19 protein-coding genes are annotated in these 22,136 nt (G+C 72.3%); 11 read left to right on the plus strand and 8 right to left on the minus strand.

From position 1 onward, the window contains the following. Nucleotides 1–56: 56 nt before the first annotated feature. A complete protein-coding gene (locus tag HMPREF2863_RS10925; protein WP_083315389.1) occupies nt 57–2,417 on the plus strand; it encodes an MMPL family transporter in 2,361 nt (786 codons plus the stop codon). Nucleotides 2,418–2,514: 97 nt separating this feature from the next. Here HMPREF2863_RS10925 and HMPREF2863_RS10930 read toward each other — a convergent pair whose 3' ends face one another. Next, complete coding sequence (locus HMPREF2863_RS10930) at nt 2,515–4,065, minus strand: asparagine synthetase B family protein (protein WP_141756426.1); 1,551 nt, start codon at nt 4,063–4,065, stop codon at nt 2,515–2,517. Nucleotides 4,066–4,449: 384 nt separating this feature from the next. Here HMPREF2863_RS10930 and dnaK point away from each other — a divergent pair, with 384 nt between their 5' ends. The 5 genes from dnaK to HMPREF2863_RS10955 all read left to right on the plus strand — a co-directional run bounded on the left by dnaK (nt 4,450) and on the right by HMPREF2863_RS10955 (nt 9,973). Continuing rightward, nucleotides 4,450–6,315 (plus strand): molecular chaperone DnaK, encoded by a 1,866-nt coding sequence (gene dnaK, locus HMPREF2863_RS10935; RefSeq protein ID WP_067189665.1) that lies wholly within the window; start codon nt 4,450–4,452, stop codon nt 6,313–6,315. A 190-nt stretch (nt 6,316–6,505) separates the two neighbouring features. After that, on the plus strand, nt 6,506–7,165 hold the full coding sequence (locus tag HMPREF2863_RS10940; protein ID WP_083315390.1) for a nucleotide exchange factor GrpE: 660 nt from the start codon (nt 6,506–6,508) through the stop codon (nt 7,163–7,165). 134 nt (nt 7,166–7,299) lie between these two features. Continuing rightward, nucleotides 7,300–8,298, plus strand: coding sequence for a DnaJ C-terminal domain-containing protein (locus tag HMPREF2863_RS10945; protein ID WP_070640145.1), 999 nt, complete (start codon nt 7,300–7,302; stop codon nt 8,296–8,298). Next, complete coding sequence (locus HMPREF2863_RS10950; RefSeq protein WP_067189631.1) at nt 8,295–8,882, plus strand: heat shock protein transcriptional repressor HspR; 588 nt, start codon at nt 8,295–8,297, stop codon at nt 8,880–8,882. The genes HMPREF2863_RS10945 and HMPREF2863_RS10950 overlap by 4 nt, the downstream gene beginning before the upstream one ends. Nucleotides 8,883–8,884: 2 nt before the next feature. Beyond that, nucleotides 8,885–9,973 carry an alpha/beta hydrolase gene (locus HMPREF2863_RS10955; protein ID WP_246828893.1) on the plus strand — a complete coding sequence of 363 codons (1,089 nt, stop codon included), beginning with the start codon at nt 8,885–8,887 and terminating at the stop codon, nt 9,971–9,973. A gap of 26 nt (nt 9,974–9,999) precedes the next feature. Here HMPREF2863_RS10955 and trmB read toward each other — a convergent pair whose 3' ends face one another. After that, entirely contained in the window at nt 10,000–10,959 is a 960-nt protein-coding gene (gene trmB, locus HMPREF2863_RS10960; protein ID WP_067189629.1) for a tRNA (guanosine(46)-N7)-methyltransferase TrmB, read from the minus strand. A gap of 48 nt (nt 10,960–11,007) precedes the next feature. Further along, nucleotides 11,008–11,604, minus strand: coding sequence for a polysaccharide deacetylase family protein (locus tag HMPREF2863_RS11930; protein WP_210386731.1), 597 nt, complete (start codon nt 11,602–11,604; stop codon nt 11,008–11,010). 49 nt (nt 11,605–11,653) lie between these two features. Between HMPREF2863_RS11930 and HMPREF2863_RS12235 the strand changes: the two genes are divergently transcribed. Then, nucleotides 11,654–12,265, plus strand: coding sequence for a hypothetical protein (locus HMPREF2863_RS12235; protein ID WP_127913492.1), 612 nt, complete (start codon nt 11,654–11,656; stop codon nt 12,263–12,265). Between the two features lie 238 nt (nt 12,266–12,503). Here the strand turns inward: HMPREF2863_RS12235 and HMPREF2863_RS11940 are convergent, their stop codons facing one another. Together HMPREF2863_RS11940 and HMPREF2863_RS10980 are read right to left on the minus strand one after the other, a co-directional pair. After that, the gene (locus HMPREF2863_RS11940) at nt 12,504–14,003 is read right to left on the minus strand and encodes a hypothetical protein (protein ID WP_070640153.1); all 1,500 of its coding nucleotides are present in this window, start codon (nt 14,001–14,003) and stop codon (nt 12,504–12,506) included. Nucleotides 14,004–14,007: 4 nt separating this feature from the next. Continuing rightward, nucleotides 14,008–14,757, minus strand: a complete 750-nt coding sequence (locus tag HMPREF2863_RS10980) for a DedA family protein (RefSeq protein ID WP_227718860.1) — start codon at nt 14,755–14,757, stop codon at nt 14,008–14,010. A 233-nt stretch (nt 14,758–14,990) separates the two neighbouring features. Between HMPREF2863_RS10980 and HMPREF2863_RS10985 the strand changes: the two genes are divergently transcribed. Beyond that, entirely contained in the window at nt 14,991–15,584 is a 594-nt protein-coding gene (locus tag HMPREF2863_RS10985; RefSeq protein WP_070640156.1) for a hypothetical protein, read from the plus strand. 84 nt (nt 15,585–15,668) lie between these two features. On the opposite strand, the gene HMPREF2863_RS10990 is transcribed toward HMPREF2863_RS10985, so the two are convergent. Genes HMPREF2863_RS10990 through HMPREF2863_RS11000 form a run of 3 tightly spaced genes read right to left on the minus strand, consistent with a single transcriptional unit; the run spans nt 15,669 to nt 18,158 of the window. Further along, nucleotides 15,669–16,493 carry an amino acid ABC transporter ATP-binding protein gene (locus tag HMPREF2863_RS10990; protein WP_067189620.1) on the minus strand — a complete coding sequence of 275 codons (825 nt, stop codon included), beginning with the start codon at nt 16,491–16,493 and terminating at the stop codon, nt 15,669–15,671. Between the two features lies 1 nt (nt 16,494). After that, nucleotides 16,495–17,340, minus strand: coding sequence for an amino acid ABC transporter permease (locus tag HMPREF2863_RS10995; RefSeq protein WP_083315392.1), 846 nt, complete (start codon nt 17,338–17,340; stop codon nt 16,495–16,497). Continuing rightward, nucleotides 17,337–18,158, minus strand: a complete 822-nt coding sequence (locus HMPREF2863_RS11000; RefSeq protein ID WP_070640159.1) for an ABC transporter substrate-binding protein — start codon at nt 18,156–18,158, stop codon at nt 17,337–17,339. The genes HMPREF2863_RS10995 and HMPREF2863_RS11000 overlap by 4 nt, the downstream gene beginning before the upstream one ends. 267 nt (nt 18,159–18,425) lie before the next feature. On the opposite strand from HMPREF2863_RS11000, the gene HMPREF2863_RS11005 reads away from it, so the two are divergent. From HMPREF2863_RS11005 to HMPREF2863_RS11015, 3 genes are all read left to right on the plus strand, one after another. Further along, on the plus strand, nt 18,426–19,358 hold the full coding sequence (locus HMPREF2863_RS11005) for a hypothetical protein (RefSeq protein ID WP_070640162.1): 933 nt from the start codon (nt 18,426–18,428) through the stop codon (nt 19,356–19,358). A 62-nt stretch (nt 19,359–19,420) separates the two neighbouring features. Next, nucleotides 19,421–20,281: a hypothetical protein gene (locus tag HMPREF2863_RS11010; protein WP_070640165.1), complete on the plus strand. Its 861-nt coding sequence runs from the start codon at nt 19,421–19,423 to the stop codon at nt 20,279–20,281. Nucleotides 20,282–20,393: 112 nt separating this feature from the next. Next, nucleotides 20,394–22,127: a CYTH and CHAD domain-containing protein gene (locus tag HMPREF2863_RS11015; protein WP_070640168.1), complete on the plus strand. Its 1,734-nt coding sequence runs from the start codon at nt 20,394–20,396 to the stop codon at nt 22,125–22,127. Nucleotides 22,128–22,136 lie beyond the last annotated feature (9 nt).

A 22,136-nucleotide genomic window follows, 5' to 3' on the forward strand; every position in this document is an offset into this window, starting at 1 on the left:
AGTCTACTCGCCCACATCCAGTTGGTTTGACGGTCGAACCACCGTAGGGTTGTCCCATGCCTTCACGCGCGCCCGGTTCGGACGCCTCCGCTGCCTCACCTCTCGACGAGTACCGTTCTCCGCCGGCCCGTGCCGGACGCCGGGGGACAGCCCCCGCAGACGACCCGGCCGCGGACGGCCGGCACGCGGGCGCCGAGCCCGGCGCGCCCGCCCCGCTGACAGGTGCGAAGCGCCCGTCAGCAGGCCTGCGCACCGGCCTGGCCGTGATCCTGTCCGTCCTGTGGTTCGCGGCGATGGGCTTCGGCGGCCCGACGTTCGGCGCGATCTCCGAGGTCTCCTCCAACGACCAGGCGACCTTCCTGCCGGCGAGCGCCGAGTCCACGCTCGCCTCCGAGGAGGCCGCGAAGTTCCGTCAGGGCGAGGCCGTGCCGGCAGTCGTCGCGGGCGAGGCGGATGTCGATCCCCAAGTGGACGCCCCCGCCGTCGAAGCGCCCACCGGCGCCCTGAAGGACGTCGAGGGTGTGCAGGAGGTCGTGGGCCCGTTCCCGAGCGAGGACGGCGGGGCGCTCCAGCTCATCGCCCTCGTGGACACCTCGGACGGGGCCCCCGAGCTCGACTCCGTGGTGGATCAGCTGCGCGCCGTGCTGGCCCAGACCACCGCGGACGACCCCGCCGTGCAGGACTCCTCGCTGGCGGACACGCAGTGGCACGTGACCGGCCCGGCCGGCCTGGCCTCGGACCTGGGCGGCGCGTTCGCCGGCATCGACGGCATCCTGCTCGCCGTCGCACTGACGGTGGTGTTCGTGATCCTCGTGGTCGTGTACCGCTCGGTGCTGCTGCCGATCGTCGTGCTGCTGACCGCCATGGGTGCGTTGTGCGCCGCGATCGTGGCCGTGTACTGGATGGCCCGCTGGGACTGGATCCAGCTCAACGGCCAGTCCCAGGGCATCCTCTCGATCCTCGTGATCGGCGCCTCCACGGACTACTGCCTGCTCCTGGTGGCCCGCCACCGCGAGGAGCTGCTGGTCCGCGAGCACGTGTTCGACGCCCTCGTGGCGGCGGTCCGCGGCACCTTCGGCGCCATCACCGCCTCGGCGTCCACCGTGGCGATCGCCCTGCTCTGCCTGCTGTTCTCCGACCTGAACTCGAACCGCTCGCTCGGCCCGATCGCCGCCTCCGGCATCCTCTTCGCCTGGCTCGCCGCGCTCACCATGCTTCCGGGGATCCTCCAGCTGCTCGGCCGTGTCGCCTTCTGGCCGAACATCCCGTCACCGGCGAACGCCCGCGCCCGCAGGGAGAGGCTGGCCGCCGAGGCCAGGTCCTACCGCCAGCCGGAGGACGCCGAGGGCCGTCCGATCGCCGGCCTCGAGAACGACCATGGGATCTGGACGCGCTCGGCCGCCTTCGTGGCCCGCCATGCCCGCGCGGTCTGGATCGTCACCGCCGCCGTGCTGCTCGCCGTGGCCGCCGGCATCACCCAGCTCAACGCCTCGGGCGTCTCCCAGACCGACGTGATCCTCGGCGAGTCCGACGCGAAGGCCGGCCAGGCCGTGCTCTCGGAGCACTTCGCCGCCGGCTCCGGTTCCCCGGCGAACATCGTGGTGCCGGTGGACGAGCGCGACCGCGTACAGGAGATCCTCGAGGGCACCGACGGCGTCGCCGAGGTCCAGCTCGAGGCTGAGGGCGGCGCCCCGGCGGAGACCCCGCCGAGGGACCTGCCGCCGCTCGAGGTGGACGGCCACGTGCTGTTCTCCGTGACCCTGGCCGACCCGGCCGAGTCCCTCGACGCGCAGCAGACCATCGAGACGATCCGCACCGAGCTGCAGGGCATCCCGGGCGACACCCTCGTGGGCGGCACCGCGGCTGAGGCGCTGGACACCAACGACACCGCCCAGCGCGACCTCGTGGTCATCATCCCGCTGGTACTGGTGGTGGTGCTGCTCATCCTGATGGTGCTGCTCCGCTCCGTGCTGGCAGCCGTCCTGCTGGTGGCGGCCACCGTCATCAGCTTCGGCACCGCGATGGGAGTCTCGGCGCTCGTGTTCAACCACGTCTTCGAGTATCCGGGGGCGGACCCGACCGTGCCGCTGTACGGCTTCGTGTTCCTCGTGGCGCTCGGCGTGGACTACACGATCTTCCTCATGACTCGCACGCGCGAGGAGGCGGGCGTGGTCGGCACCCGGGCCGGAGTCCTCAAGGCGCTCACGGTCACCGGTGGCGTCATCACCTCCGCCGGCGTGGTGCTCGCGGCGACGTTCGCGGCGCTGGCCGTGATCCCGCTGATGTTCATGGTGCAGCTCGGGTTCATCGTGGCCTTCGGCGTGCTGCTGGACACCCTCGTGGTCCGCACCCTGCTGATCCCCGCGCTCGTGCGTGACATCGGCCCGAAGGTCTGGTGGCCGGCCGAGGCCGCCTGACCCGGGTCCTGCCGGGCCCTTTCCGACGACGGCCCGCGCCCACCGCGGAGAGGGTGCGGGCCGTCGTCGTCCCGCCACGGCGGGCGTGGGGCGTCGGTCAGTCGCCGAGGGTGAAGTCCACCATCAGCAGGTGGGACAGCGCCACGGAGTGACCGGAGTGGGAGTGGAAGGGCTTGCCCAGCGCGCGCAGGGCCTCCACTGTGCGGTCTGTGCGCGCCATGGCACGGCCCATGATGAAGCGACGCACCTCCGGGCGGGCGGCGGCCCGGTCGATGTCCTGCAGCCAGCGCTGGAAGCCGGCGGACAGGGGATCGTCCGGGTCGGCTGCCTCGACCGTGTCGTCGCCGTAGGCCGTGCCGGCGGCGAGCCGGTCCGAGGCGGGCAGGACGACCAGGCTCTCGAGCTCCTGCGCGGTGGGTGCCTTGCGGGCGCTGTCGTAGTCCACGTCCTTGAGCCCGGGGACCAGGGACTCCATGACGTCGAAGTAGAAGCGGCGGCGCACGTCCTGCGGGAGGGCGGTCAGCGCCCGGATGGCGTACTTCGAGTTGAGCGGCATGAACAGCGGGCGGGCCTTCGGGATGTGGCCGAAGTGGAAGCGGTTCCGGAACTCGAGGTAGTGCTGGATGCTCGGCACGACGCCCGGGGCGATCTGCTTCAGCTGCTCCTGCGTGGTGGCCATCTCCTCCTGCCAGAGGGCGAAGTCGGCGGCGGGCATCTTCCCCTCGAGCGGCTCCAGCAGGCGCAGCGGCTCGGCATGCCGGTAGTACTGCTTGATGGTGCCGCCACCGCCGCCGTGTGCATGCACCTCGAACGGGTTCTGGAACGTCGAGGACATGTAGACCGGGGTGTACACGCCGAGGCTGTTCTCCCGCCAGTGGCGGTAGGCGCGGGACCCGGAGATCAGGGTGCGGGAGGGCGGCTTGGGGCCGTTCACCGTCAGGCCGTGGGCCTCGGCGATCCCCTTCGCGACGGCCAGGTCCTCCTTCTGGTTGACGCCCGAGTGCAGCCAGAACCGGTCCGAGTCCGTGCGGAACAGGCCGGACTCGAGGAGGAACGCGAACACCGTGCGGGAGTCCACGCCGCCGCTGAGGTCCGCGGTGAAGGTGACCCGCGGGTCCGCGAGCAGGGCGCGGGTGCGCCCGCGCCAGACGTCGAGGTACTGCTGGAGCGCCGCCTCGTACTCGAGCGGCTCGAGCTCGGGGGCGCGCTCGAGCACGAGGACGCCCCCGCGGATCACCGCGACGGTGCCGACCGGCAGGAGTCGGATCTCGTCGAACGGCGTCTGGAAGGTGGACAGCTGCATGGTCAGCGTCTGGCGGAGGGCGAACGGACGGAGCCTGCCGAGCCGGGGCGTGAGCGTCATGCCCTCGGCGCGCAGGTGCTCCACCAGCCCGCTGTAGGAGGAGCCGAGCGCCCATTCGTCGCCGCTGCGGTAGAGGAAGAGACGGCCCAGACCGCTGGCGTCCGTGCCCACCTCGAAGCGGCGGCCGAAGAGCCTGCCCGCCCGGCGTGCGACCACGTAGCAGCCGTCCTCGCCGGGGCCGACGGTGCGGCCGGTGCGTGCGCGATACGCGGCCATGCCCGCGGGCCCGTGCACGTAGTCCGTGCCGACGAAGGCGTATCCCTCGAACTGCTCTGTGGGTCGCATGCGACTCGAGAGGATGAGCACGTGTCACTCCTGGGTTGCGGGTCCGATCTTCAGAAGTCTAGTCAGCACCTGTGCGCCGGCACTGCGATGGGCGCGGCAGGGCTCCGCGCGGGCGCCGCGAGCGCTTCCGCGGGAAGCCCGGGAGGGCGCCCGCGAGATGCCCGAGAGCGGGTCCGGCAGGGATGTGACGAGGATCACCAGGCGCCGGGAATGAAGTCCCCGGGGGCGGGGTTGTACTGCACGACACCAGAACATGAGTCGAGGTGACTCAGGTTTCTTGACAGGCCTTCCGCTCCGGTGGCAGGTTGAGTCCAGAACGCTCAAGGGCGGCCGGCACCGGTCGGCCGCGGTCACCTCGAGCAGCAGTCGACGAAAGGACACATGATGTCGCGAGCAGTGGGTATCGACCTGGGCACCACCAACTCCGTGGTCGCCGTCCTCGAGGGTGGCGACCCGGTCGTCATCGCGAACGCCGAGGGCGCACGCACCACCCCGTCGGTGGTCGCCTTCTCCAAGTCCGGCGAGGTGCTGGTCGGCGAGGTCGCCAAGCGCCAGGCCGTCAACAACCCGGACCGCACCCTGGCCTCGGTCAAGCGCCACATGGGCACCGACTGGACCACCGAGGTGGACGGCAAGAAGTACACGGCGCAGGAGATCTCCGCGCGCACCCTGATGAAGCTGAAGCACGACGCCGAGGAGTACCTGGGCGAGAAGGTCACCGACGCGGTGATCACCGTCCCGGCCTACTTCAACGACGCCGAGCGCCAGGCCACCAAGGAGGCCGGCGAGATCGCGGGCCTGAACGTGTCCCGCATCATCAACGAGCCGACCGCGGCCGCCCTGGCCTACGGCCTCGAGAAGGGCAAGGAGGACGAGCTCATCCTCGTCTTCGACCTCGGCGGCGGCACCTTCGACGTGTCCCTCCTCGAGGTGGGCAAGGACGAGGACGACTTCTCCACCATCCAGGTCCGCGCGACCTCCGGCGACAACCGCCTCGGCGGCGACGACTGGGACCAGCGGGTGGTGGACTGGCTGCTGCAGCAGGCCAAGGCCAAGGGCGCCGACCTGTCCAAGGACAAGATCGCCCTCCAGCGCCTCAAGGAGGCCGCCGAGCAGGCGAAGAAGGAGCTGTCCTCCGCGACCAGCACCAACATCTCCCTGCAGTACCTCTCCGTGACCCCGGAGGGCCCGGTGCACCTGGACGAGCACCTCTCCCGTGCGAAGTTCCAGGACCTCACCGCGGACCTGCTGGAGCGCACCCGCAAGCCGTTCGACGACGTGATCGCCGAGGCCGGCGTGAAGGTCGGCGACATCGACCACGTGGTCCTGGTGGGCGGCTCCACCCGCATGCCGGCCGTCACCGAGCTCGTCAAGGAGCTCACCGGCGGCAAGGAGCCGAACAAGGGCGTGAACCCGGACGAGGTCGTCGCCATCGGCGCCTCCCTGCAGGCCGGCGTGCTTGCCGGTGAGCGCAAGGACGTCCTGCTGATCGACGTGACCCCGCTGTCGCTGGGCATCGAGACCAAGGGCGGCGTGATGGCCAAGCTCATCGAGCGCAACACCGCCATCCCGACCAAGCGCTCGGAGACCTTCACCACCGCCGAGGACAACCAGCCGTCCGTGTCCATCCAGGTGTTCCAGGGCGAGCGCGAGTTCACCCGGGACAACAAGAACCTCGGCACGTTCGAGCTGACCGGCATCGCGCCGGCCCCGCGCGGCATGCCGCAGATCGAGGTCACCTTCGACATCGACGCCAACGGCATCGTCCACGTGTCCGCCAAGGACAAGGGCACCGGCACCGAGCAGTCCATGACCATCACCGGCGGCTCCTCGCTCTCCCAGGAGGACATCGACCGCATGGTCAAGGACGCCGAGGCCCACGCGGAGGAGGACAAGAAGCGCCGCGAGGCCGCCGAGCAGCGCAACCAGGCCGAGCAGTCGGCCTACGCCGTGGACAAGCTCCTCAAGGAGAACGGCGAGAAGCTCTCGGATGAGGTGAAGACCGAGGTCCAGGCCGACGTCGACGCCCTCAAGGCCGCTCTGGAGAAGCAGGACAACGACGACGAGGTCAAGGCCGCGTTCGAGAAGCTCCAGGCGTCCCAGGTCAAGATCGGCGAGGCCCTCTACGCCCAGCAGCAGGCCGACGGCGCCGCCGCCGGCGAGCAGCCGGGCGCGGACCAGGCCGACGGCGCCGACGAGGACGTCGTCGACGCCGAGGTGGTCGACGAGGACGACGAGAAGAAGGACTGATCCGGCGCGGGCCGGCCGGCGGCACCTGATGCCGACGGCCGGCCGGGACCGGTGACCTTCATCCGACGACGGCGGGCCGGCAGACCGCAGCCCGACGCTGCGGAGCCGACCCGCCGTCGTCGTCCCCGCCCCACCAGGGGCACGCAGACTTCCGGCCGCACCGGACGCGGCCGCATGAGAGGAGCCCGGCATGAGCCAGGACAAGCAGCCCGACGAGAACACCCAGCCCGAGGACGTCCGGCAGGACGGACAGGCCGCCGAGGCCGCCGACCGCGCCGCAGAGCAGACCGCCGAGCAGGAGGCCGCCGCAGCGCAGGAGGTGGACGGCGAGCAGGCCGACGGCGACGCCCTGTCCCAGGCCGAGCAGATCCTCCGGGAAGCCGGCGCGGACGCCGACGGCGCCGAGGCCGCGCCCGCCGGCTCGGACCGCGAGGCCGAGCTGGAGGAGGACCTGCGCCGTGTGCAGGCCGAATACGTGAACTACAAGCGCCGCGTGGACCGCGACCGCGACGTCGCCAAGGACCAGGGCGTCCTGAAGGCCGTGACGTCCCTCCTTCCGGTCCTGGACGATCTGGACGCCGCCCGTGCCGCCGGCGAGCTCGCCGACGGCCCGATGGCCGCGATCGCCGCGAAGCTGGACACCGTGCTGAACGGCCTCGGCCTCGAGCGCCACGACCAGGAGTCCCTGGCCGGCACCGAGTTCGACCCGGCCGTGCACGAGGCCGTGCTGCGCCAACCGAACGACGAGGTCCCGGCCGAGCACATCGTCCAGGTCTTCCGCAACGGCTATGTGCGCAACGGCCGCGTGCTGCGCGCCGCCCAGGTCATGGTCTCCGCCGGCGCGGAGTGACCTGCGCCGTGGACGTCGCGGCCGGCAGCACCGGCCGCGACGCCCACGGCACCCGTGACGCCCACGGCACCGGCGACGCCCGGCGGCGGGCGTGGCGCAGATGAACCACCACACCTGACAGAGAGGAGGCGGCGATGGCCTCGCAGGACTGGATCGACAAGGACTTCTACGCGATCCTCGGGGTGTCCAAGGACGCCTCCGAGTCGGACATCAAGAAGGCCTACCGCAAGCTCGCCCGCAAGCACCACCCGGACCAGAACCCCGGAGATGCGGAGGCCGAGCGCAAGTTCAAGGAGATCACCGAGGCGAACACGGTGCTCTCCGACCCCCAGCAGCGCCAGGAGTACGACGCCCTGCGCGCCATGGGCGGCGGTGCCCGCTTCACCGCCCCGGGCGGCGGCGGGACCGGCGGCTTCGAGGACGTGTTCGGCGACCTGTTCAACGCCGGCCGCGGCGGCACCCGCTTCTCCACCGGAGGCGGGGGCGGCCCGGACCTGTCCGACCTGTTCGGCGCCTTCACCGGCGGCGGCGCGGGCGGCTTCGGCGGCTCCCCGGGCGGCGGGTTCGGCGGCTTCGGCCAGCCGTCCCCGTCCAAGGGCGCGGACCGCACCGCCACCACCACCATCTCCTTCCGCGGCGCCATGAAGGGCACCACCGTGTCCCTGCGTGCCGCGGACGGGGAGGTCGTGGACGTGCGCATCCCGGCAGGCATCCGGGACGGCCAGAAGGTCCGTGTCCGCGGCAAGGGCTCACCCGGCGCCGCCGGCCGCGGCGACCTGATGGTCACCGTGCAGGTGCGCGAGCACCCGTTCTTCCACCGCGACGGCGACGACCTGCGCATCACCGTGCCCGTCACCTTCGCGGAGGCGGCCCTGGGGGCGACCGTGGCCGTGCCCACCCTGGACGGCGAGGTCCGTGTGAAGGTCCCCGCCGGCTCCGGCTCCGGCAAGGTGCTGCGCCTGAAGGGCCGCGGCGTGCCGGCGAAGAAGAGGACCGGCGACCTGTTCGTGGAGCTGCAGGTGGCGGTGCCCACCGACCTCTCGGACGAGGCGCGTGAGGCCGTGGAGGCCTTCGCCCGGGCCACCGAGGGCACCGACGTGCGCGCCGACCTGGCGACGAGGGCCTCCTGGTGAGCGCAGCCGACCGTGACGACGCCCGGGACCGCACCGCGAGTGCGGCCCGGGCGGCGGCGCACCGCGGCGCGGACTGGACCGCACCGGTGTTCGTGATCTCCGCCGCCGCGGAGATGACGGACATGCACCCGCAGACCCTGCGCCAGTACGACCGCCTCGGCCTGGTGGTTCCGCAGCGCCAGGGCGGCCGCCAGCGCCGCTACTCCCGTGCCGATGTGGACCGGCTGCGCACCGTGCAGGCGCTGTCCCGCGAAGGCGTGTCCCTCGAGGGGATCCGCCGGATCGTGGACCTGCAGCGGGAAGTGGAGCAGCTCCAGGACACCGTCGCAGACCTGGCCGGACAGGTGGACCGCCTGCACCAGGCCTCCCGTCTGGCCCGCGTCTTCACCGTGGGCGCCGGCGGCGACGTCTCCACCCGCTACGGCGACTCCGAGACGCGCACCCGAGAGCGTCGCACCGGCCGCACCGCCGTCCCCGCGCCCACTACGGGCACCCCGCGCCAGCGCGGTGCGGTGGTCCGCGCCCTGCCCACCGGCTACTCCCGCACCCGCCGAGTGCTCACCTGGACCCCGCCGCAGGACTGACCGTGGCCGGGCCCCTGTCCCTTCCCGACGACGGCGCCGGCACCACCGGTGCGGCCGTCGCCTCCGCCTCGGCCTCGCCGGAGCAGGGCCCGTTCTCCCCGGAGCGGCTCGCGGCCCTCCGCGATCGGCTGCGCGCCGACATGCGCCGCCGGCCCGAGCTGGGCCGCCGCGCCCGGCGAGCTCTGGACGGCGTGGTGCACGCCCTGAAGCCGGACGGGCTGGACCGCTGTCTGCCGGACCGGGTGCTGCTCGAGTACAGCCTGGACCCGAAGACCGGCCCCGTGGCGGTGGTGGCCGTGGGCGACCCCTTCACCGCCACGCACGTGACCTGGATGGTCTCCGGCATGGGCATCCGCCCCGAGACCGCCATGTGGGGCGCCGTCAACGAGGCCGGGAACCTCTGGGCCGCCCAGCGGGCCGCCGGGGCGCCGCGTCCGGCGACGATCGCCTGGTTGGGCTACCGGTCCCCGAACGCCCTGGCCACCCTGTTCGACTCGCCGGCCCGCACCGGTGCCCGCGCGCTGGCCGACCACCTGATGCGCTGCCAGGACCAGCTGCGCCGTGCCCAGCCCGGAGCTGTGCCGCAGGTGCACCTCGGGCTGGAGGCACACTCCTACGGGACGGTCGTGGCCGCGTATGCGCTCGAGCTGCTACAGCAGCGCCGCCAGGCCGGGGACGCCGTGCCCTCGGTGGACGTGCTGGTGCTCGCCGGGGCCATCGGCCTGCCGCGTCGGCTCGCCCGGGAACCGGCGCTCATGGGGATGGACCCGCTCCGTGTCTACGAGGCGTCGGCACCGCAGGACCGGCTGGCGCAGATCGGCCGGTTCAGCGGCCGACGCCTTCCCTGGTCCGGCGTGCACACCCTGCCCGTGGAGCCTCCGGCGGCCGGTGCGCAGGGCCGAGCCCGCGGTGCCGTGGAGCGGACCGCCGACGGCAGCACCCTGGACGGAGTCGCCGTGCGAGGGCACGACACCTCCCGATGGAGCCCGCAGGCCGGGGAGGACGCCCCGCGCGGCTACCGCGACCCGGGAACCATCACCCTTGCGGCCACGGCCCGCGTCACCACCGGCCTGCCGCTGCCGCGCGCCTGAGGCGGGCGGCCGGCGTCGGGAAAGGCTCAGCGGCGCACGTAGGTGAGGTCGAAGACGAGGCGGCCGGCCTTGAGGGCCTTGTTCTCGAACTGTGTGAGGGGGCGGCCCTCGAAGCGCGGAGCCCAGCCGCCGACGTGGTCCACCGGGTCCTGCGCCTCGGAGGCGACCACGGCCTCGCCCAGGCCCGCGCGGGCCGGACGCTGCCCGGCCTCGGCGTCGTCCCAGCCGGCGGGCAGGGGCTGCGCTCCCACCTCGAGCTCACGGCCCTCGCGCCGGACGCGTGTGAGCGGCGAGTCCTCGCCCGCGCGCTCGCCGGCATGGGGGTTCTCGAAGTCGGCGGCGGCGTCCATGACCGCCCGCATGTGCACGGCGTAGCCGGACCAGTCCGTGGCCAGGCGCAGCACCCCGCCCGGGCGCAGCACCCGCGCCAGACGCTCGGCCAGGGCGGTGGAGACCAGTCGTCGCTTGTGGTGGCGGGCCTTGTGCCACGGGTCCGGGAAGAAGATCCAGACCTCGTCCACGGAACCGGGCTCCATGGTGTGGTCCAGCAGCTCCGGGGCGTTGGCCTCCACCGCGCGCACGTTGGTCAGGCCCTCGCGCTCCACGAGCCCCATCAGCCCGGCGAGGCCCGGAATATACACCTCCACGGCCAGCACGTTCCAGTCCGGTCGGTCCTTCGCCCCCTGCGCAGTGGACTCGCCCTGGCCGGAGCCGATGTCCACGAGCAGCGGGGCGCTGCGGCCGAACTGTGCGTCCCAGTCCACCTGAGCGTCCCGCGCCACGGAGGTGACCGCGCGGAATCGGGGGACCTCCACGAGGACCTCGTCCGCCATGCGCTCCCACACCGCCTGCCGCGAGCGGTTCAGGCGGGAGCCGCGACGTACGAAGGACACCGGCTCGCGGCGGAACAGCTCCGGGTCCTTGTCCCGGTTGTGGTCATGGACGTGGGCGCGGTCCTCGGCGGGCACGGGGTTCTGCTCGGTCATGGGCCGATTCTCCCCGGTGCGGGCACGGTGCCGCCAACCGGAGTCCCCTCAGGGGTGCATGCCGCTGTGCACCGCGGAGCCCGGGGCGACGCCCCCGGTGATCTGGTCCACCGTGACGAAGTGGTAGCCGCGCGCCTTCAGAGTCGTGATGATCTGCGGCACGGCGTCCACGGAGGTGGAGTGCACGTCGTGCATCAGCAGGATCGCGCCCGGCCGGGCCGCGGAGGTCACGCGCTGGACGACGGTCGGGGAGTCCTTGTCCTGCCAGTCGCGGGGGTCCACGTTCCAGTTCACGGCGCCGTGGCCCAGCGAGCCCAGCACCTGCAGGACGGAGGTGTTGTAGGAGCCGTACGGCGGCCGCACCGTGGACGGGGTGACGCCCTGGGCGCGCAGCAGCGCGTCTGTGGTGGCGATCTGCCGGCGCGCCGCGTCCGCGGAGACGGCAGTCAGCTGCGGGTGGTCATAGCTGTGGTTGCCGATCTGGTGGCCGGCGGCCGCCATCTTCCGGATGACGCCGGGACGCTGCTCGATCTGACGGCCGACCGTGTAGAAGGTCGCCTTCACGTCGTGGGCGGCCAGGATGTCCAGCAGACGCGAGGTGTGGGCGCCCGGGCCGTCGTCGAAGGTCAGGGCCACGCAGGGCACGGCCGAGCAGTCCACCGGGCCCGAGGTCGGCGTCGGAGTGGGTGTGGGCGTGGGTGTGGGGGTGGGGGTCGGTGCGGAGGTGGTCGGCGTGGGGGCTGGGGCGGATGGTGTCGGTGTGGGGCGCGGGGTCGTCGGTGCGGAGGTGGTCGGCGACGGCGTCGGAGCCGGAGAGGAGGTGGTCGGCGTGGGAGTGGGGGTCGGCGCCGGCGTCAGCGTGGGCGTCGGTGCGGAGGTGGTCGGCGACGGCGAGGGGCTTGGTGTCGCCGGAGCGGTGGTCGAAGGCACCGGTGGGGCCGACGGGGACCACGTGGGCGTCGGAGTCGGGGCGTCCGTGGTGGGCGCGGCCGTGCTCGAGGGGGAACGCGTCGGCGACGCCGGGGCGGACGCGGACGTGCTCGGTGCCGCCGTGGCCGGGGCGGAAGAGGACGACAAGGCAGTGGAGGAGGGGGCCGTCGTCGCGCTTTCGGTGGAGGAGGGAGAGGAGGACGACTCCGAAGGGGAGGAGGTCCGGGAGGCCTCCCGGGCGCCGGTGGGCACTGCCGACTCCGAGGGGTCTGCCCCGCAGCCGGTCAGCACGAGGCCGGCCAGGAGGGCGGAGACGGTGAGACGGCGGAGCGGGCGGGGACGGGCGGACACGAGGACCTCTTCCAGGAGCACGTGACGACAGGCCCCTGACGGGGCACGTAGGACGGGAGGGAGCCACGCTCAGTCCTGGGTCCGGAATGGATCCATAGGCAGGGGACAGGCGCGGCATCCAAGGACCACAGCGTACGTTCGCCGGAGGTCCTCACCGGCCGGATGACGTGGCTCCGGCCGGATCGATGCCGGAACGATGCCACATCGTGACCGAATGCCGACCCGCCTGGCCCGGTCATCCGACAGCGGCCACCCGGGGTTGCTCACCCGAGACGCGGCGCAGTGGCCTCCGTGTCCGTGGCGGAGGCCTCGACGGTCCCGCTGGGCGAGGGCTCTGCGGACTGCGTCCCCTCGGTGGAGGAAGGGTTCGGGGACCTCGAGGAACCCGGAGACGTCGATGCGCTCGCGGACGGGCTCGGAGACCCCGAGGGCTTCGGGGACGTCGATGCGCTCGCGGACGGGGTCGGCGACTCGGTCTCGGTCGGCGAGGGGCTCGGGGAGGTCGGTGATTCGGATTCGGTCGGCGAGGGGCTCGGCGACTCGGATTCGGTCGGCGAGGGGTCCGGGGACGTCGATGCGCTCGAGGACGGGGTCGGCGACTCGGACTCGGTCGGCGAGGGGCTCGGGGAGGTCGGCGAGTCGGTCTCGGTCGGCGAGGGGTCCGGGGAGGGCGTCGGCGACTCGGTCTCTGTCCGCGACGGGCTCGGGGACGTCGGCGATGCGGACTGCGTCGGCGAGGTGCTGGGCGTCGGGGACGTCGAGCGCGACGGCGTCGCGGACGACTCCGACGCACTCGGCTCGGCCGGCTCCGAGCCGGTGGGACGGGAGGACGAGGACGGGGCGCCGCTCGAGGTCGGCGCCTGGGACGTCTGCGGAGCGGAGGTGGGTGCCTGGGAGGTCCGCGGTGCCGCGGTCTGCGGCGGCTGCAGCACCAGCGGCTGCGGGTTGCGCGCCGCCTGCTGTCCACGACGGCCGGCATCCGAGAGCCAGGGGCCGAGCATGTCCGCGGAGACGCGGGCGGTGAGCACGCCGGCGCCCTCCGGGGCCAGGGAGCCCTGGTCCACCTCGAGCAGCAGGCTGCCGTCCTCCAGGAACACGATGCCGTCCCAGACCCGTCGGTTCTCCGCGGCGTCCGGCTCGCGGACGGCGGCGTCGAGGCGGTCTTCGTTCACGTCCGGGTCCTCCTGCAGGCGGGAGGCGATCTCGCGGCGCAGGGCGCTCCAGCCGCTCTCGCTGAACAGGTCCTCGGGGTCGAGGACCCTGCCCTGCTGTGCGTCGTACCAGAGCACGCGCGATGCGGCGACGGCGGTGTCCTCGCGCTTCTGGGTGGAGACGATGCGGGCCGCGGCGACCGTCGGACCCACCACGGCGAGCAGCGGCTGCACGTCCAGGCGCACATCCTGGTCCGTCGCGTCACGGGAGAAGGCGTCCACGCGGGCCAGCACGGCCTCCTCCATGGCCTTCGTCCAGGTGTCCGCGTGCGGGACGGCGAACCAGGCGCCGTCGTAGTCCGGGTCGGTGCCCTTGATCGCGCGCAGGGTCGCTCCCGGCAGCATGTCCAGGTCGTGCGTCGGCACGTCCATGGTGAACGGGGCCAGGTCCATCGGGGGCAGCGTCGTCGCCTCGGTGGCGGAGGACGACGGCGACGGGGAGGAATCATCGGCCGCGTCGTCCTTCGGACCACAGGCCGTCAGTGCGAACACCGCGACGGCGACGACGGAGAGGAGAGCGCGGGAGCGACGTCGGGAAGCGGGGGAGGGCATGGGTTCACTTTCGCGGGTCGTGGGAGGTGAGCAGGGCGTCGATCTTGGCGGCCGCCTCGTCCGCGGTGCGGGGGCGGAAGTCGGGGTCTCGGCGGCGTCGGCGGTTCCGCAGCACGCGCAGGACCACCCAGACGGCCAGGACCGTGATGACGAGGACCACGACCACGTTGGAGAACAGGTCAGCATAGTCCGACACGAGATGGAAGTTCGCGCCCAGCAGGTAGCCGCCGTAGACGAGGACGGTGTTCCACACGGCCGAGCCGATCGTGGAGTAGAGGACGAACAGGCCCAGGTGCATGCGCTCGATGCCTGCCGGGATGGAGATGAGGGACCGGAACACCGGGATCAGGCGGCCCAGCAGCACGCTCCACGTGCCGTAGCGAGCGAACCAGCGCTCGGTGGCCTCGACGTCGTCGATGTCCACCAGGGGGAGCCGGTCCGCGATCCGGTACATGCGGCGACGGCCGAGGGCTGCACCGACCCCGTACAGGGCGAGTGCGCCGACCACGGAGCCGACCGTGGCCCACGCGGTGGCAGCGAGAGGGGAGAAGGCGCCGTTCGCGGCGGTGAAGCCGGCCAGCGGCAGGATCAGCTCGGAGGGGATCGGCGGGAAGAGGTTCTCGGCGAAGACGGCGAGGGCGACGCCGACGGGGCCGACGGCCTCCATGATCGCGACGACCGCATTGCCGAGCCAGCCGTAGTCAGCGGACTCGGCGGCCGCGAGCGTGGAGAGGGCGCCAGGGGTGAGGTGCATGCCTGACATTCTTGCGCACGCGCGCACGCGGGGAGAGAGGGCATGACGTGAGGGATTGCTCACCTCGGCCCGGGCGGGGTCGGGGCCACGCCGGTCAGGGGACGACTTCCGGGGTGCCCAGGACGCATCGGGGCGCGGACTTCGGTAGTGTGGCCTGCTGTAGACCCTGACGACTACAGACGTCCTCTCGCGCACCAGAGTGTGCCGCGGGAATGACTGGAAGGAAGCGATCCATGAGCATCGTCCAGATTCCCCTGCGCCTCACCTCCGGCGCGTTCATCCTCAACTCGGGCCTCAACAAGCGGAAGCTGTCCGACGAGCAGGCCGCCGGCCTCCAGCAGATGGCCGTCAAGGGCGTGCCGCAGCTGTCGAAGCTGACCCCGGCCCAGTTCAAGAACTTCCTCGTCGCCTCCGAGATCGGCACCGGCGCGGCCCTGCTGCTCCCGGTGGTCCCGGGATGGCTCGCCGGCGCCGCTCTGACCGCCTTCTCCGGCGGCCTGATGTCCATGTACCTGAACACCCCGGAGATGACCCAGGCCGACGGCGTGCGCCCGTCCCAGGAGGGCACCGCGGTGGCCAAGGACCTGTTCCTCGTCGGCGCGGGCGTGGGCATCATGGCCGACTCCGTGGCCAACCGCCCGGGCAAGCGCCGCAAGGCCGCCAAGAAGCGCGCCGCCCGCATCGACGCTGCCCGTGACGCCAAGGTGGAGGCCATCGCCGCCGCCAAGGCCGACAAGGTGGACGCCATCCACGCCGCCCGCGACGAGCAGACCGCTGCCCTGCGCGAGGCCCGCGAGGAGCTGAAGAAGCTGCGCAAGGCCGCCTGAGCCTGACGCCACTGCACGACGGGGCCCGCACCGGATCATCCGGTGCGGGCCCCGTTGCGTCAGCCGTCATGCCGTCCCGGCCGGTCAGATGTCCACCTCGGTGGGGTTGAGGACGCGGCGCAGGAAGTCCTGCGTACGCGGCTGCTGCGGGTCGGTGATGACGTCCGCGGCACGGCCTTCCTCCACCACGATGCCGCCGTCCATGAAGACCACGCGGTCCGCCACCTCGCGGGCGAAGCCCATTTCATGGGTCACCACGAGCATGGTCATGCCGTCCCTGGCCAGCTGGCGCATGATGGCGAGCACTTCGCCGACCGTCTCCGGGTCGAGGGCGGAGGTGGGCTCATCGAAGAGCATGAGCTGCGGGGCCATGGACAGGGCGCGGGCGATCGCCACACGCTGCTGCTGTCCGCCGGAGAGCTGGTCCGGATAGCGGTCCGCGAGCTCGCCGAGGCCCACACGCCGCAGCTGACGCCGGGCCACCTTCTGTGCTTCGGCCTTCCCCCGTTTGAGAACCTTGATCTGGGCGACCGTGCAGTTCTCCATCACGGTCAGATGAGGGAACAGGTTGAACTGCTGGAACACCATGCCGACGTGGCGGCGCATGGTGTCGATGTCCACGTCCGGGTCGGTCACGGTGAACTCGCCGACCTCCACCGTGCCGCTGTTCGGGGTCTCCAGCAGGTTCACGCAGCGCAGCAGCGTGGACTTGCCCGAGCCGGAAGGGCCGATGAGGCAGACGACCTCGCCGGGGGCGACGTCCAGGTCGATGCCCTTGAGCACGTGGTTCGATCCGTAGGACTTGTTCAGGTCCTTGATGGTCACGCGGGCGGCCTGGACCTGACGCAGGGAGCCGGTGGTGGGCGGGTGCGGGTCCGTGCCCGGGGTGTGTGCGGTGTTCTCGGACATCTCAGACCTTCTTCCGGGCGGACGTGGACTCGAAGCGGCGGGCCAGCAGGGACAGCGGCACGGTGATCACCAGGTACAGCACACCGGCGACCACGATCGGGGTCATGCCTGCGCCGAGCGAGGAGATGCCGTCGCGGCCGAACTTCGTGAGGTCGTACTGGAAGACCGCGAGGCCGAGCACGTAGACCAGAGACGAGTCCTTGGTCAGCAGGATGACCTCGTTGGTCAGCGGCGGCAGCACGATGCGGAACGCCTGTGGGATCACGATGGTCACCATGGCGCGCCAGGCAGGCATGCCGAGGGAGCGGGCGGCTTCCGTCTGGCCCTTCGGCACCGCCTGCAGGCCCGCACGGAGGGTCTCGGCGATGTAGGCCGACGCCACCAGGCCCAGGGCGAGGCAGACGACCAGCGGGATGGGCCAGCTCACGCCGAAGGCGAAGGGCACGCCGTAGCCGAGGGCCAGGAATACGAGCAGCGCCGGGACGCCGCGGAAGAACTCCACGTAGGCGGTGGCGATCCAGCGGTACGGGGGGAAGGCGCTCATGCGCATCAGCGCGAGGACCATGCCGCCGAGAAGACCCAGGACGAACGACGTGACCGTGTAGAAGAGCGTGTTGCCGAGGCCGACGAGGATGATGTCCGGGAACATCGCGCCCACGGCGCCGAAGTTGAAGACGTTCTCCCCGAGGGCCGTCCAGTCGACCAGGACGGCAAGGAGCACGATCGCCAGGACGAACACGCCGGCCTGGATCGCCAGCGAGATGGTCTTGCGACGGCGGGCCGCGCCCGGCTTCGGCGTCTGCTCCTGGGCGCGTTGGGGCGTGGGGGTCTGCTCTGCGGTGCTCATCTGTAGGCCTCCTGCACGTGTCCGAACCACTTGTCCTGCAGCTCAGCGACCTTGCCCTCGGTGCGCAGCTCCTGCAGTGCGCGGTCCACGGCGGAGAGCAGCTGGGCCTTCTCGGCGCCGACCGCCATCCCGAGCTGTTCGCCGGTGGGCAACTCCTCGACGATCTCGAAGCGGTCGTCGTCCTTCAGCTCGTACAGGAGCACGGACTGGTTCCCGAGGGTGGCGTCCACGTTGCCGGCCTTCAGGGCCTGCACCTGCATGCCGCCGTCCTCGTACTGGACGACGTTCAGACCCTGCTCCGTGGCGTACTCGGCGCCGGTGGTGGCGGTCTGCACGCCGACGCGTGCGTCCTCCAGGTCCTCGACGGACGTGAAGCCCCTGTCCTTGCGGGCGATGAGCACGAGGTCGTCGTCGAGGTAGGGGCTGGTGAAGGCCATGACGCGCTGACGGGCCTCGGTGATGGAGATCGAGGAGGCGTTGAGGTCGCAGCCGGTGAGCGAGGCGCCGGACTCGATCGCCTCGAAGGACGAGTCGATGACGTCGACGTCCAGCTCGAGTTTCTCGGCGACGGCGTGCACGAGCTCGATGTCGTAGCCGGTGATCTTGCCGTCCTGTTCGAACTCGAACGGCGGGTACGGGATGTCCGAGCACACGGTGAGGGTGCCGGGCTCCACCAGCTGGTAGGAGGAGGACAGGTGCTCATCGGAGCCGACCGCCTTGGAGGAGGACGTGCCTCCGATGACGGCGCAGCCCGAGAGGGCGAGCGCGCCGGTGCACAGGGAGGCGGCGGCGACGACACGGTGGTGCGTGCGTGACATGGGACTGCCTTCATCGCGACGGGACCGGAGTCCGTCGGGTCGTGGTGTGCCGGGCGCCGCGGGCTCCCCGCAGGGAGGACGACGCCCCTTGATCGCCACATCATAGATGTTGCGCATGTCACATGTCGCGTAGGGGGACGTAGAGGTCGCGGGCAGGCTCGGCCGGCGCAGGTCTCGCCCTCGAGGCAGAGCCCCGATGCCCTGGACTCGCGCCCCTGAGCCGAGGATAGTGGGCCAGGACACGGGAAGACGTCCTGGAGAGGAACCATGAAGACCTCAGTGCACCTGGCCGGCCTTCTGGCGGCCGCCGCCGTGACCCTGGCCGCCTGCTCCTCTGGGATGCCCGACCCGGACGAGGAGGCCGGCGGAGGCACGGGGGACCCCGAGGGGGCGACGACGTCCGAGTCTGCAGGGGAGTCGCCCGAGACGTCGACGTCGGCCGGGTCGGGCGGGGAAACCTCCGCGGACCGTTCGCCGGAAGGGACGGACGCTTCGGCGACCTCGCCGTCGGACGAGGAGGACGAGCCGAGTCCTTCGGGCGGTCACGACGGGCCCTCACTGGAAGCCGGTCCCAGCCTCGACGGGACGCCCTCCTCCCCGTCGTCCTCGTCGACGCTGAGCGCCGCGGGGCGCGAACAGCAGTCCCGCCTGGAGGAGATGGCCCCGAGCGTCCTGCTGGCCGAGGACCTTCCCGGAGACGTGCTCGTGGGCGAGCAGCGCCGGGCCTCCGTGGACTCGCAGTTCGAGCTGAACATGACCGTGCGCGGCGTGGAGGCCCAGGGTGAGTGCCGGCGGCTGATCACCCGGATCGACACGTTCTCCCGGCCGGGCTCTGCGGTCGGGTTCTCCCAGTACGAGGTGGACCCGGACGCCGAAGGGGCGATCGGGGAGCCGGAGGCGTTCGCCGCGGCCGTGATCACCCCGGACGAGGAGGACGTCATGGGTATGTTCGGGCAGCTGCCGGAGGTCTGCGGCGAGCTGAGCGGGCCGAACGCCACGGCGGTGTTCGAGCCGGTCGAGGGCCTGCCCGGGGCCAGCCGGCTGGTCATGGAGTCCGGTGGTGAGCGCATCGAGCTGCTCATGGGCGGGGCCTCGGACGGGGACGAGCACGTCTACACCGGATATGTCAACATCGAGACGGAGCTCGCCGAGCAGATGCTGCGCGAGCAGGTCGCCGCCTTCGAGGAGCGGAAGCGGTGACGACGCCCCGCAGGCCGCCGTCCCGTCTGGCCTCGCATCCGTATCGCTGAGGAGGACTTGCCATGATCACCGCCGGACCGCACACCGCGGCTGGCCGCAGCGCTGGACCTGCCACGGCAGGTCTCCGCGCCCGGTCCTCCCTGACGGCCCTGGCGGTCGCCGTGCTGCTCGGGGTGACGGCCTGCGGCGCCGAGGACGCCACCGAGGGGGCGGGCCCCTCGCCGGTGCAGAAGGAGGCCAGCGCAGACGCCAGCACTGCGGAGGAGCAGCAGACGCCTCAGGCCCCGGACGACATCGTGGCCACGGTGCCGGGCAACTACCGCGGCACGGACTCCACCACGCTGGCGCCTGGCGAGGCCGAGCGCGTGCTGCCGGGCATGCGTGCCGCCGTGGTGCCCGCCGCCGACCTGCCGGGCGGGCTGGTGACCGCCGAGCGCATCCAGGAGATGCCGGACGTGCCCTTCAGCCAGCCGCTGCCGCTGGAGGGTGTGGAGCCGACAGGCGAGTGCGGGGACCTCGTCCGACGCATCGACGAGGCCACGGTGCCGCACACGGTCCTGCTGCACACCGGCTACGAGGTGGACCCGGGAGCGGCCGGGGTGCTCGGGCCCGAGGCCTCCGTGGCGTCGTTCCTCGTCTACACGCCCTCCACCACGGATCTGGTGGGAGCGTACGGAGCCCTGCCCCAGACCTGCGGGACTCTCACCGGCTCCGATGGCACTGAGGTGGAGTTCTCCGCCGTGGACGGCGTACCCGGCGCCGTGCTCGTCCGGTCCTCCGGGCCCCGCGGCGAATCGGTCGTCACCCTGGGCGGTGCCTCGGCCGGCCACCGGCACCTGTCCGCGACGTTCGTGCAGGTGGAGCCCGAGGCCGCCGCGCAGATGCTGCGAGCCCAGGTGGAGGCGTTCCGCGCGGCCGAGTGAGCCGAACGGGGCGCCGTGGGTTCGCTCCTGCGCACTGTCCGGCCGCGGTGGGCCGGAACTAGGCTGGATCCACGACCATCGACCCCGTTGAGGAAGGCGGAGACGAGCCGGTATGACGAAGAAGAAGACCTCCACGACGTCGGACGCGAAGAAGTCCCGGAAGCACGTGAAGAAGCCCGAGGGCGAGGTCGTCGAGGATGTGGGCACCCGGCCGGCCGACCCGGCCGCGACCGGCCCGGTGGGCGAGGCCGCGACCTCGTTCCACGACGGCGACGTGATCGCCGCCGGTCAGGACGGCGGTGAGGACGCCGCCGTGGCGCTCGAGGCCGAGGTGACCTTCGTGCTCGCTGCGGATGCGCAGCTGCCGGACCTGTCCGCCGTGTTCGACCAGGGCGAGGTCCGCGAGCAGGCCCTGCGCGCCGTCTACCTGGACACCGCCGACCTGCTGCTGCTGCGCAACCAGGTCACCCTGCGCCGCCGCGAGGGCGGCACGGACGACGGCTGGCACCTGAAGCTGCCGGCCGACGCCGACCGTCTCGAGGTCCGCACCGGCCTCGGTTCCGGCGCCGGCCGCTGGGCCGTCCCGGAGACGCACCTGCAGGCGCTCGCCGAACATCTCGGTGCCGACTGGCACTCCGTGCCGGAGGCCGAGCGCGGTCTCATGCCGGTGGCCGTGCTGTCCACGCAGCGCACTGAGGTGGACCTGCTGGACGCCTCGGGCGCCGTCGTCGCGACCCTCTGCGACGACCGCGTGGAGGCGTCCCCGTCCGGCCGTGCCTGGCGGGAGCTCGAGGTGGAGCTGATGCCGGGCGCCGCCCCGGAGCTGCTGGACCTGACCGTCATGCACCTGGCCGCGCAGGGCGTGGAGCCGGCGGGCTCGCCGTCCAAGCTCGGCCGTGCCCTGGAGAAGTCGCTCAAGCGACAGGCCAAGGGCAAGGGCCCGAAGAAGAAGGACCCGGCAGGCACCCTGGTGATGGCCTATGTGGCCGAGCAGGCCGCCGTGATCCGCGCCCGCGAGGCCGGCGTGGCCGCCGACGCCCCGGAGGCCGTGCACAAGTCCCGTGTGGCCATCCGCCGCCTGCGCAGCACCCTGCGCACCTTCGGTGCCCTCTTCGACGGCGAGCAGGCCGAGGCCCTGCGCAAGGAGCTCGGCTGGTACGCCCGCCGCCTGGGCGATCCGCGCGACGCGGAGGTGGTCTCGGCCCGCATCCTGGCCGACTTGGACACCGTCCCCCGCGCCGACTCCGACGGCCCGGTGAAGACCCGGGCCGCCGAGGAGCTCGGCCGCCGCCACGCTCAGGCGCACGCCCAGCTGGTGAAGGCGCAGGCCTCGCCGCGCTACGCCCGCCTGATGGACACCCTCACCGAGTTCGTGGCCGCCCCGCCGCTGGTCGGCGAGCACGGACGCAAGGGCAAGAAGGTCCTGCCGCAGATGGTGGCCGACGCCGTCGCGCTGACGGCCGAGACCGCGCAGCAGGCGCGGGACGCGGAGACCGCGCAGGAGCGCCTGACGCTGCTCCATGAGACCCGCAAGCGGGCCAAGGCGGTCCGCTACGCGTTCGAGGCGACGGCTCCGGCGTTCGGTGAGACCGCAGCCGCCCGTGCCGCCGACTGGGAGCAGGTCACCGAGGCCCTGGGGGCGGTCCAGGACCTCGAGGTCGTGCTGCCCGCCCTCCGTCACGTCCGTGACGCCGCCGTCGCGGCGGGGGAGTCCTCGTACACCTACGGCTGGCTGGCCGGTCGCCTCGGGCAGGTCCAGGCCGAGGCCGAGGCACAGGCCCTGCCCGCCCTCGAGGCCGCCCTGCGTCACGCCGAGGTCAAGCCGAAGGACCTCCTGGACGACTGATCCCCGGTG

Origin of the sequence: Micrococcus sp. HMSC067E09 (assembly GCF_001812555.1) — a bacterium.
GTDB classification, from domain to species: domain Bacteria; phylum Actinomycetota; class Actinomycetes; order Actinomycetales; family Micrococcaceae; genus Micrococcus; species Micrococcus lylae.

What these genes read in the sequence shown, in the direction of transcription:
- trmB (WP_067189629.1), bottom strand. Translation starts at nt 10,959, where the DNA reads ATGACCGAGCAGAACCCCGTGCCCGCCGAGGACCGCGCCCACGTCCAT.
- HMPREF2863_RS11000 (WP_070640159.1), bottom strand. Translation starts at nt 18,158, where the DNA reads ATGTCACGCACGCACCACCGTGTCGTCGCCGCCGCCTCCCTGTGCACC.
- HMPREF2863_RS10995 (WP_083315392.1), bottom strand. Translation starts at nt 17,340, where the DNA reads ATGAGCACCGCAGAGCAGACCCCCACGCCCCAACGCGCCCAGGAGCAG.
- HMPREF2863_RS10940 (WP_083315390.1), top strand. Translation starts at nt 6,506, where the DNA reads ATGAGCCAGGACAAGCAGCCCGACGAGAACACCCAGCCCGAGGACGTC.
- HMPREF2863_RS11015 (WP_070640168.1), top strand. Translation starts at nt 20,394, where the DNA reads ATGACGAAGAAGAAGACCTCCACGACGTCGGACGCGAAGAAGTCCCGG.
- HMPREF2863_RS10985 (WP_070640156.1), top strand. Translation starts at nt 14,991, where the DNA reads ATGAGCATCGTCCAGATTCCCCTGCGCCTCACCTCCGGCGCGTTCATC.
- HMPREF2863_RS10930 (WP_141756426.1), bottom strand. Translation starts at nt 4,065, where the DNA reads ATGCGACCCACAGAGCAGTTCGAGGGATACGCCTTCGTCGGCACGGAC.
- HMPREF2863_RS10980 (WP_227718860.1), bottom strand. Translation starts at nt 14,757, where the DNA reads ATGCACCTCACCCCTGGCGCCCTCTCCACGCTCGCGGCCGCCGAGTCC.
- HMPREF2863_RS11940 (WP_070640153.1), bottom strand. Translation starts at nt 14,003, where the DNA reads ATGCCCTCCCCCGCTTCCCGACGTCGCTCCCGCGCTCTCCTCTCCGTC.
- HMPREF2863_RS10925 (WP_083315389.1), top strand. Translation starts at nt 57, where the DNA reads ATGCCTTCACGCGCGCCCGGTTCGGACGCCTCCGCTGCCTCACCTCTC.
- HMPREF2863_RS10990 (WP_067189620.1), bottom strand. Translation starts at nt 16,493, where the DNA reads ATGTCCGAGAACACCGCACACACCCCGGGCACGGACCCGCACCCGCCC.
- HMPREF2863_RS10945 (WP_070640145.1), top strand. Translation starts at nt 7,300, where the DNA reads ATGGCCTCGCAGGACTGGATCGACAAGGACTTCTACGCGATCCTCGGG.
- HMPREF2863_RS11010 (WP_070640165.1), top strand. Translation starts at nt 19,421, where the DNA reads ATGATCACCGCCGGACCGCACACCGCGGCTGGCCGCAGCGCTGGACCT.
- HMPREF2863_RS11005 (WP_070640162.1), top strand. Translation starts at nt 18,426, where the DNA reads ATGAAGACCTCAGTGCACCTGGCCGGCCTTCTGGCGGCCGCCGCCGTG.
- dnaK (WP_067189665.1), top strand. Translation starts at nt 4,450, where the DNA reads ATGTCGCGAGCAGTGGGTATCGACCTGGGCACCACCAACTCCGTGGTC.